Raw genomic sequence first — 7,895 nt, 5'->3', positions numbered from 1 at the left:
CCGGGGGGTGGTCGGGCACCGGGACGCCTTCAACATCCCGGTGCCCGACCAGTGCTGACGTGTCCCGGTGGAAAGGTAGACCCGACACGTCAGCACAGTCCTGCGGCTATGCGGCGGGTGTGATGGTGAACGATCCGACGCGGTCGGGTCGGACGATGTTCTGGCCGATCCTCCACGTCGCGCGTAGGCCAATGTCGTCAGTCGAGAAATAGGCGTCTGCCGACGTGGCCACCATGACGGGGCCGACTGCGGACACGGCGGCCATCTTGTCGACGACCACACCGGACAGGCTGGGCATGCCGACGTTGACGAGCACGGGCAGGCTGAGCAGCATCGGTTCGGCGTCGCTGGTGCCCGCACCGAGCAGGCTCTGATTGCTGCCGGTGCCGTACTTCAGCTTGCGGAGTTCGCCCCATCCGATCGGGTCCACGACGATGTGGCTCGGCGTGCCGCCATTGGCCTGGAGTTGGGCCACCAGATCCACCAGCACGTCGAGGCTGCCGCCGACTGCGCCGCCGGCGACGATGCCGGTGATGTTGAGTAGACCGGCGGCCGGGTTGGTGGCCGGCAAGACGGGGGCGGGGTGGTTGAGGAACGCCACGTCGGCCTTTTTGACCAGGGCTCTGGCCACGCTCTTGGCGAGTTGGTCGGCGGTGCCGTCCTGGTTGTACTGCTCGCGGGATACGCGGATGAGCTGGCTGATCTTGCCGGTGAATACGACACATTCGGCGAGGTCCGGTTCTGCCTCGGGGATGGTCGCAGATTCGGCGACGAACGTGGCTTCGTCGTCGTCGACGTAGGCGACGCGCACGCTGGGGGCGTCGCCTTCGACGGCGCCGGCCACGTTGGAGCACTGGAGGATCAGGGCCTCGGGGATGACGTCGTCGGCGTGGAAGACGGTGATGTCGGGGCGCCACGAGTAGGCGCTGGTGGGGGTTTTGGCGGTGAAAGCCATTGGAGTCTCTTTTCTGCGGCAACACGAAAGCCGCGACGAATGAATAGGATTCGCTGCGGCTGCCACCTGGGCTGTGCCGTAGACCCCCACCGGGGGAACAGTGCCGGCTAGCTGGCCACCAGGGCCTCATCTAGCCGACACCGTTGATTCTACTTGCGCGACGGCCGGAATGCTTCGGTCCATGCGTCGTCGGGCTTGGGTGACGCATCGGGCTTATTTCCCACAGATGGCACATGGGCGCCCTTGCCGATGGGTTGGATACCGAGTTCGTCGCGGGCAGTGGCGATCGCCGCGGCCACCAGATCTGCTGAAACGGTGCCGTCCTCGGCGAGCAGCTCGGTCAGTTCGGCTGTCTTCCACAGTGCCGCCGGTTTCACCCCGGCAGCGAGCACTTGGGCGTCGATCTGCTGGCGTTGCAGCGCTTCGACCCGTTCGGCGAGTTGGTCGCGTTCGGCTTCGGTTTCCCGCAACCGTTTCCGATACTTCGCGGCTTCCTGGTTGGGTGACTCGTCGGCCTGGCTGTCGTCGTCAACGACATCGGAGCTCTGCTCGGTATCCTCCGCGTCGGGTGTTACGTCGTCGTCGGGATTGTGTTCGGCCACTTGCTCAGTCATCGTGTCCCTTCCGTTGTTGTTCGATGGTTTTGTAGTGCGCCCACGAGTTGCGTAGCGCGCGTTGCCCTTCCTCGGTGCCGAGGTCGGGTGTCTGGTAGGCCAGGACGGCCATGCCGGTGATCAGTTCGATGATCCGCCGGTCGGTGAGTTTGACTTCGGCGATGACTTCGGCGACTCCGGTTAGGTTGAACGTCACTGGGTCCGCGTGTAGCAGGATGGCGGCGGCGCGGCGCAGATCGGTTGCTTCGGGGAGTATCCCGTCAGGGATGGCGGGATGGGGTTCGGTCATGGGGTAGGTCCCTTCTCGATGACCCTCGGGTCCAGGAGTGCCTCGACCGCGGGAATGTGTGGACATGTGGGATAGGTGAGTTCGTCGCAAGTGCAAGACCATCCGGCGTTCGGGGTCCAGCGCACCGGGTGTTCGTCGGCGATGGCGAGCACCGTGGGTGTGCGGGACCGGGTGCCGAGGACTCGTAGAAATTGGATGTTCACGCGGGTTCCTTCCTGGTTCGGCCTGGGGGCCGTGATTGGGGGGCGTGTCCGGCGACGACGCCGGCGGGTCGTTTCGATCTAGGTAGTGAGTCGAACCATTCGTTGCACGACGCCAACGCTGGGCATAGTCGGCACAATCCGAGGGCCTGCAGGTGTCGTTGCTCTGCGATCTCGGCCGTCTCGTCGTGGCTGCGCTCATCGAACAGATGCCACTTGCCGCGGCACCTGGCACCGGGTAGCGCTGGGGCGGCTTGGACGGCGGCGAGCAGGCGGGCAAGCTGGTCGCCGCTCACGATGCGTCCTCGTCGGCGTCGGACATGAGTCGCCAGACGGTTTCGGATCCAGCACCGGGGGCGGATTCAATGCGCCCAGATTCGGTGGCGGCATGGCGGGCAGCGGTCCACGAGTAGCCGGCAGCGCTGGCCGCGTGACGGAACGCGTCCTTGTCGACGATCTCGGTCCCCTCTTTGCTGATCGCATCGAGGTATGCGGCGGTCCATTCCGCGGCTGAGCGGTACGCGCGTTGGTGGGTGCCGGTGATATCCCACGTGGCCCCTCGGCCGTTGCGGGCTATGACCTTCACGTCAGGGTTGCCGCTTGCGGCCGTCCGTAAGCTCTGCTGCTTGTAGCCGGCGGCTTGTCCTGCTTCGTACACAGCAAACGATTCGGCGGTAGTTTGACCAACCTCGCGGAGTTCGGTGATGTGGTTGTCGAACCACTGCCGCGCCGACACCTTCGGAGGCTCGGAATCGTGCGACCTGCGGGAATCCAGATCGGTAACCGTGGCTTGCGGTTCACCCTGAACTTTCGGTTCACCCTTACTGACCTGCTGAGATGCACCCTGAACCGGCGGTTCACCCTGAACTTCCGCTAACCGATATCGCGAGCCGCGATCCACGGCGATGGAGGCAACCCGTCTCTCGTGTTCCAGCAAAGCGATTGCCTGATCGAACATGTCGCGTCGGTCTCTCTTGCCCATGCGGCTCCGCAGGACGTTGCCGGCCTGCTCCCCGTCGCGCTCGAGGGTCCGCAGGATGCTGCCCTTCACCCCCTCGAGGAGTCGTGTGTCATAGACCTCATCCCCGACTGCCCGCGCGATCGCCCGCTCGCGGACCTTAGCCCGGGCGGCCTGCTTGGCCTGATCGAGAATCCAGTCGCGGGTGGAGTTCGACCATTGCATGATCGCCTCGGACAGTTGCCAGTGGAGGTCGGAGACGACGGACCGGTGGTGCATGATCGCGAGCACCGCGGCCACCTTGCAGCGGGTCAGGAGGGCGTGACCGTCGAGGGAATCACCTTCACCTCGCTGGCGGGCAAGGTGGGCCGCGATGATCGTCTCGCGGATCTTGTCTGGCCCGTAGGTGATCACTCCGCCGCCGCGCGCCCACGCCGGCAGATCCACGTTGAGCGGCGCGGGATCTGGGAACTGATCGGCGGGCATGTCCGGGTCAGTGGTGGGCAGCCAGATCATGCGCTGTGGAGTCCCACCGGTGGTGTCGTTGAACAGCACGCCGGTGTGACCGGGCTGCGCACCGATGGACAGGCAGCACCGGTAGGTGTGGGCCTGCACGATCCGCGTCGTAGCCTCGGATGCATTGGACTGCCCGAGCAGCTCGCCCATGAGAGCGGACTTCAACTGTGCCAACAGAATGTTGCCTTGCCGGGCAGCCATACCCGCCAAGGTGTCGATCTCGGGAACCGACAGGATCGCCCGCGTGACCGGCGTGGCGCCTTCCTTCTTGGGTGGGATGAACGTCGCGGCGATGCCTTCACCGGAGCCGATCGGGCGTTCGATGACCGACGCCGGCCACGCCTGCGCTCCAACCTTGTCGCAGATGCCCTTGCCGCCACCGGACTTCGACACCAGGACCACGGCCATGTTCAGGCTGGCGGGACCACCGATAACACCGGGCAGCTGCAAGCAGGGTTCGGTGGATGCCGCGACGCGCAGCATCGTGGAGCCAAGGACGCCCTTCGGTGCGGCGTATCGCGCGCGTGCCCACTGGTAGATCAGTTTGAGTTGGTCGGTGGCCGACCAGAATTCGTCGTCGTTCAAGATGCTGCCTTCCGTTGGGCGCTCTGGATGGTCTGCTGGATCTCGCTCGCGCACAGGCCGATGTCGTGTGCGGCTGTCGCGAGGGCGGAGTAAACGGTGGCCGGTGCCTGGTCTGCAGCGGCTCGGGCTACGGCCCAGAACAAGGTGCCGTTGCGATTGCCCTCCTGAGCGTCCTGCACCGCTCGGACCAGTCCGTCCCAACGATCTCGACCTTCTGATGATTTAGATCGGTCAGGCGCACCGGGCGGCGTGAAAGTGGGTTGTGCGATCAGTGCCCAGATGTGTTCGGGGCACTGGGCGATAGGGGCGTCGAGGTGCAAGCGGTAGGGCTTCCCGGTGACCGGGTGGATGCTTCCCGGTGCGACGAGATAACCGGTGCCGCCAGCCTTCACGTCGATCCCGGGAACGCCTTGGACCTTGCCACGTACGGGACCTGACACCCGGTAGTACACATGCCATCCGCCAGCGCCAGTCTGCACGCACAGCGTCTTGTCCTCGGGCCGCAACTTGAGGGCCTTAACGCTGCCGCCGTGCCGCGGGTCGACGTCGAGGGCGATTACGCCGGGTTGGGTTACGCCCCAGTTGCATCCAGGCCAGCGCCGCTGCCAGCCGGCGATCACCTTCGGGTCGCGAGAGGCGTCCTGAACACCGTGCTTGGTGCGCGGGAGCTTCCCGTCGAGCGGGATCACCGAGAATCCATGTGCAAGCATCAGATCGAGCGGGCTATCCATCTGCGGCTCCTCGGCAGCGGGGGCCGACGCCGAGTGCAACCGAGATGGGATCGGTGAGCCAGTGCCCGCAGTGGTTGCAGCGCACCGCGATACGCATGGCGTCGGAATCGAACGCGGGAGAACCCGCACCGGTGAGGGTGCGGGTCTCCACGTCGTGACCTTTCATCACAGCGGTCGCGCCTTCGTGTACGCCTCGACCGTCTTGAACCGGCGGTAGCAACACCCACACCAGATGTCTCCGAAGTCGAGTACGTCGAGCTCGGAGTCCAGTTCGACATCGTGCCGCCAAAGGTTGCGGCACTGTGTGCACACCGGCCACTCTCCGCAGTCGTGGAATACGATCAGCCAGCGTGCGGGCCGTCGACATGGCCTGTGGCCACGGCAGCGCAACGTGTCATCGAAACTGGCGACGATCTCCTCGAACGCCATGGAGGTGGTCTTCATCGGTTCGCCTCCGCTACATCGGCTTCGAGGGCGTCATTGGCGCGGTCGAGCGCAATGGCGGACTGGCGCAAATGGTTCAACGCGACCACCACGTCAGTGACTGCGAACAGCGGCGCATCGACCGGCAGTTCGCGCAGCACCTTGTTGACGTCGGCGCGGATAAGATCGACCCGGTTTACGGCGTCATCAAGGCGGGCAGGTGGGCAGTCCTGGGTGTGCCCACCGATCCCGCGGCAGCACGGGTAGTAGGTCGAGTTGACCGGGTACGGCTTGGGGTCGATCTGTGGTTTCATGGCTTTAGAACTCCTTCGCGGTTGTGGTGACTGGTGGGGTGGTTCTGATCGGTCCCCGCCCGGTGTTGGCTCACCGGGGTTACGGGGGCCGATCTGTTTGCGCGCAGGTTTTCGGTCGCGTCGTCATCGACCAGGCCGAGATCGTCAAGGTGATCGCGGGCCTGCTGGCTCACATGGGGGGCGATCCAACTTCCGTCTTCGGTGCCAGCGGGATCGAAACGCCGGGTGGTGCTGGTGGTCCGGGCACCGCCCGGCGGTGTGTTCATCTACGCCGCACCTTCGAGCCGGCTGATGTACTCAGCGATCTGCTTATCAGTGCTGAACCTCAGCTTGCGGACCTTCACGCTCGCCAGCTCGCCCGATGCCCAGAGCGCAAACACGAGCGTCCTGCTTATGCCGCCGAGCTTCTCGCTTGTTGCCTTCCAGTCGTTCACTTTGAGCCTCCTTTCGCATGTTGCTCCAAAATGCGCCACCTTCTACGTACGGTGACTGCATATCAGAGCATAGCGCGGTTGCTCCTGAACGCAAGCGCATCTGTGCGACAATGTCGCAATGCCGAACATTGATCCCGAAGCGAAGGCATGGCAGACCGAATTGGCCGCCAGGGTCGGTGACGCGATACGGCGCGCTCGGAAGCGCCGCGAGTGGACAGCGGTTGACCTATCGCGAAGGTGCCACGAACTGGGCTATCCCATCAGCCGCGTCGCGATCTCAAAGATCGAAAGCAATTCGCGCGCCGGGAAGCTGGATCTCGCCGAGCTGATCGCGATAGCGGCGGCGCTGGACGTGCCGCCGGTTGGGCTGGTGTTTCCGGACCTTCCAGACGGACTGGTGAACGTCGTGCCCGTCGGTGACCCTGTGCCCTCTATCGAGGCGATGCGCTGGTTCTGCGGTGAAGTGGAGTTGCCACCCGTAAGCGGTATGTCCGCGTTGGTGCACTCGGCGCGTGAACGTCGTCGCATCGAGCGAAGTCTGGATATCGGAATCTCGCTGCTTAAGCGCCAGTCGGCCGGCGATCGGGAGGAACAGGAACATCTTGAGACGTTGGGCAATCTCGCCGACCAGATTCGGGCGCTTGATCAGCAGATGCGCTCGTTGGGTGGCGTCGTGAAAGAAGAGGAGCCCGAGAATGCCTAGACAGCGGCTCGCACCCGGTGAGCACGGGAAGATTGCCGAGCGGGAGAGTGGCGGAATCTTTTACGCCACAACCTATGTACGTCTGCACAGCGGCAAGTTGCGAGAGCGTGAAGCGTCGTCACGCAAGTCAGCCGAGGATGCCCGCCGCGAACTCAAGCGCCGGATCGCCGCTGAGCTTGAAGCGGGGGAACCGACCGGCGTAATCACCCGGCGCACAACACTTTCCGAACTGTTTGAGGCGTGGATGCCGGCCAAGGTTGCAGAGGACCGGATCGGGGAGCGGACAGCCACCCTGTACCGGGACACGTGGCGACTGCACGGTGAACGGCAACTCGGCGCACTGCGGATCTCGGAGCTCACAACCAGCCGCGCCGATGGCCACCTGAAAGCGTTGCCGTCGTCGGCCGCAATTTACATGCGAATCATCCTGGTGGGCATGTACGGCCTGGCCGCCAGATTCGACGTCGTGAAACACAACCCGATGCGCGAAACCAAGACGGCCAAGACCGAGCGCAAGCCCGCGCGGGCGCTCACGGCGATGGAGTTCGAGGAGGTGCGGCGTGCGGTCGAAGTGTTCTGTGCGCGTAAGGCTCCGGGGCCTCGTCGCGGTCGGATGCTGCCTGCCTTTGTCGAACTGCTCGCGGCTACCGGGGTGCGGCCGGGGGAGGTGCTGGCGATCCAATGGCCAGAGGTTGACCTCCTCGCGGACATTCCAACGGTCACGGTCAACGGCACGGTTGTCGACAGTGGGAGAGTGGCCGGAAAACCTCTGCACCGGCAGGACGAACGCAAGGGCGGCGCGCCGGCTCACACGGTGACGTTGCCCGCCTTCGGGGTCCAGGTGCTCACCGACCTGTACGGGGTGACGGGACCAGATGGCACGGTGCTGAAGAACAGGGACGGCGGCCTGGTGAGCTTGTCGAATATCCGATCGTCGCTGCGGGAAGCGCTCGCCCCTCACGAACACCTCCGGTGGGTTTCACCGCACAGCTTTCGACGCACCACGGGAACCGTTGTCAGGGATGGGCTTGGCGTCGAGGCCGCACAGCATCAGCTTGGACACGCCCAGCTCGCAACCACCGAGGGGCACTACGTGCAGAGAGTCACGTCGGGGCCGGATACCCGAGCCGTGCTGGACAAATGGGCCAGCAACGGGATCTGAGGATCGAATTT

At 64.7% G+C, this 7,895-nt stretch carries 13 protein-coding genes; 2 read left to right on the top strand and 11 right to left on the bottom strand.

The features are described from left to right. Nucleotides 1-106: 106 nt before the first annotated feature. The 11 genes from ABQF30_RS28150 to ABQF30_RS28100 all read right to left on the bottom strand — a co-directional run bounded on the left by ABQF30_RS28150 (nt 107) and on the right by ABQF30_RS28100 (nt 6,019). The gene (locus ABQF30_RS28150) at nt 107-955 is read right to left on the bottom strand and encodes a phage major capsid protein (RefSeq protein ID WP_448470072.1); all 849 of its coding nucleotides are present in this window, start codon (nt 953-955) and stop codon (nt 107-109) included. A 149-nt stretch (nt 956-1,104) separates the two neighbouring features. Then, nucleotides 1,105-1,569: a hypothetical protein gene (locus tag ABQF30_RS28145; RefSeq protein WP_448470071.1), complete on the bottom strand. Its 465-nt coding sequence runs from the start codon at nt 1,567-1,569 to the stop codon at nt 1,105-1,107. After that, nucleotides 1,562-1,858: a hypothetical protein gene (locus ABQF30_RS28140; protein ID WP_448470069.1), complete on the bottom strand. Its 297-nt coding sequence runs from the start codon at nt 1,856-1,858 to the stop codon at nt 1,562-1,564. Before ABQF30_RS28140 ends, ABQF30_RS28145 begins: the two co-directional genes overlap by 8 nt. After that, the gene (locus tag ABQF30_RS28135; RefSeq protein ID WP_448470067.1) at nt 1,855-2,061 is read right to left on the bottom strand and encodes a hypothetical protein; all 207 of its coding nucleotides are present in this window, start codon (nt 2,059-2,061) and stop codon (nt 1,855-1,857) included. Before ABQF30_RS28135 ends, ABQF30_RS28140 begins: the two co-directional genes overlap by 4 nt. A gap of 289 nt (nt 2,062-2,350) precedes the next feature. After that, nucleotides 2,351-4,117 carry a hypothetical protein gene (locus tag ABQF30_RS28130; RefSeq protein ID WP_448470065.1) on the bottom strand — a complete coding sequence of 589 codons (1,767 nt, stop codon included), beginning with the start codon at nt 4,115-4,117 and terminating at the stop codon, nt 2,351-2,353. Next, complete coding sequence (locus tag ABQF30_RS28125; protein ID WP_448470063.1) at nt 4,114-4,848, bottom strand: bifunctional DNA primase/polymerase; 735 nt, start codon at nt 4,846-4,848, stop codon at nt 4,114-4,116. The genes ABQF30_RS28130 and ABQF30_RS28125 overlap by 4 nt, the downstream gene beginning before the upstream one ends. Next, nucleotides 4,841-5,014, bottom strand: coding sequence for a DUF6011 domain-containing protein (locus tag ABQF30_RS28120; protein WP_448470061.1), 174 nt, complete (start codon nt 5,012-5,014; stop codon nt 4,841-4,843). Before ABQF30_RS28120 ends, ABQF30_RS28125 begins: the two co-directional genes overlap by 8 nt. Continuing rightward, complete coding sequence (locus ABQF30_RS28115) at nt 5,014-5,292, bottom strand: hypothetical protein (protein ID WP_448470059.1); 279 nt, start codon at nt 5,290-5,292, stop codon at nt 5,014-5,016. The genes ABQF30_RS28120 and ABQF30_RS28115 overlap by 1 nt, the downstream gene beginning before the upstream one ends. Continuing rightward, nucleotides 5,289-5,585, bottom strand: a complete 297-nt coding sequence (locus tag ABQF30_RS28110; RefSeq protein WP_448470057.1) for a hypothetical protein — start codon at nt 5,583-5,585, stop codon at nt 5,289-5,291. Before ABQF30_RS28110 ends, ABQF30_RS28115 begins: the two co-directional genes overlap by 4 nt. Further along, the gene (locus ABQF30_RS28105; protein ID WP_448470055.1) at nt 5,582-5,851 is read right to left on the bottom strand and encodes a hypothetical protein; all 270 of its coding nucleotides are present in this window, start codon (nt 5,849-5,851) and stop codon (nt 5,582-5,584) included. The genes ABQF30_RS28110 and ABQF30_RS28105 overlap by 4 nt, the downstream gene beginning before the upstream one ends. Then, the gene (locus tag ABQF30_RS28100) at nt 5,852-6,019 is read right to left on the bottom strand and encodes a hypothetical protein (protein WP_448470053.1); all 168 of its coding nucleotides are present in this window, start codon (nt 6,017-6,019) and stop codon (nt 5,852-5,854) included. A 118-nt stretch (nt 6,020-6,137) separates the two neighbouring features. Between ABQF30_RS28100 and ABQF30_RS28095 the strand changes: the two genes are divergently transcribed. Beyond that, nucleotides 6,138-6,722: a helix-turn-helix domain-containing protein gene (locus ABQF30_RS28095; protein ID WP_448470051.1), complete on the top strand. Its 585-nt coding sequence runs from the start codon at nt 6,138-6,140 to the stop codon at nt 6,720-6,722. After that, the gene (locus ABQF30_RS28090; protein ID WP_448470049.1) at nt 6,715-7,884 is read left to right on the top strand and encodes a tyrosine-type recombinase/integrase; all 1,170 of its coding nucleotides are present in this window, start codon (nt 6,715-6,717) and stop codon (nt 7,882-7,884) included. Before ABQF30_RS28095 ends, ABQF30_RS28090 begins: the two co-directional genes overlap by 8 nt. The last annotated feature ends 11 nt before the right edge of the window (nt 7,885-7,895 follow it).

Source organism: Mycolicibacterium sp. XJ870, assembly GCF_053483975.1.
The sequence above is the reverse complement of the archived record's forward strand: the minus strand, read 5'-3'. Positions and strand labels throughout refer to the sequence as shown.

What these genes read in the sequence shown, in the direction of transcription:
- ABQF30_RS28150 (WP_448470072.1), bottom strand. Translation starts at nt 955, where the DNA reads ATGGCTTTCACCGCCAAAACCCCCACCAGCGCCTACTCGTGGCGCCCC.
- ABQF30_RS28145 (WP_448470071.1), bottom strand. Translation starts at nt 1,569, where the DNA reads ATGACTGAGCAAGTGGCCGAACACAATCCCGACGACGACGTAACACCC.
- ABQF30_RS28140 (WP_448470069.1), bottom strand. Translation starts at nt 1,858, where the DNA reads ATGACCGAACCCCATCCCGCCATCCCTGACGGGATACTCCCCGAAGCA.
- ABQF30_RS28125 (WP_448470063.1), bottom strand. Translation starts at nt 4,848, where the DNA reads ATGGATAGCCCGCTCGATCTGATGCTTGCACATGGATTCTCGGTGATC.
- ABQF30_RS28120 (WP_448470061.1), bottom strand. Translation starts at nt 5,014, where the DNA reads ATGAAAGGTCACGACGTGGAGACCCGCACCCTCACCGGTGCGGGTTCT.
- ABQF30_RS28115 (WP_448470059.1), bottom strand. Translation starts at nt 5,292, where the DNA reads ATGAAGACCACCTCCATGGCGTTCGAGGAGATCGTCGCCAGTTTCGAT.
- ABQF30_RS28110 (WP_448470057.1), bottom strand. Translation starts at nt 5,585, where the DNA reads ATGAAACCACAGATCGACCCCAAGCCGTACCCGGTCAACTCGACCTAC.
- ABQF30_RS28105 (WP_448470055.1), bottom strand. Translation starts at nt 5,851, where the DNA reads ATGAACACACCGCCGGGCGGTGCCCGGACCACCAGCACCACCCGGCGT.
- ABQF30_RS28095 (WP_448470051.1), top strand. Translation starts at nt 6,138, where the DNA reads ATGCCGAACATTGATCCCGAAGCGAAGGCATGGCAGACCGAATTGGCC.
- ABQF30_RS28090 (WP_448470049.1), top strand. Translation starts at nt 6,715, where the DNA reads ATGCCTAGACAGCGGCTCGCACCCGGTGAGCACGGGAAGATTGCCGAG.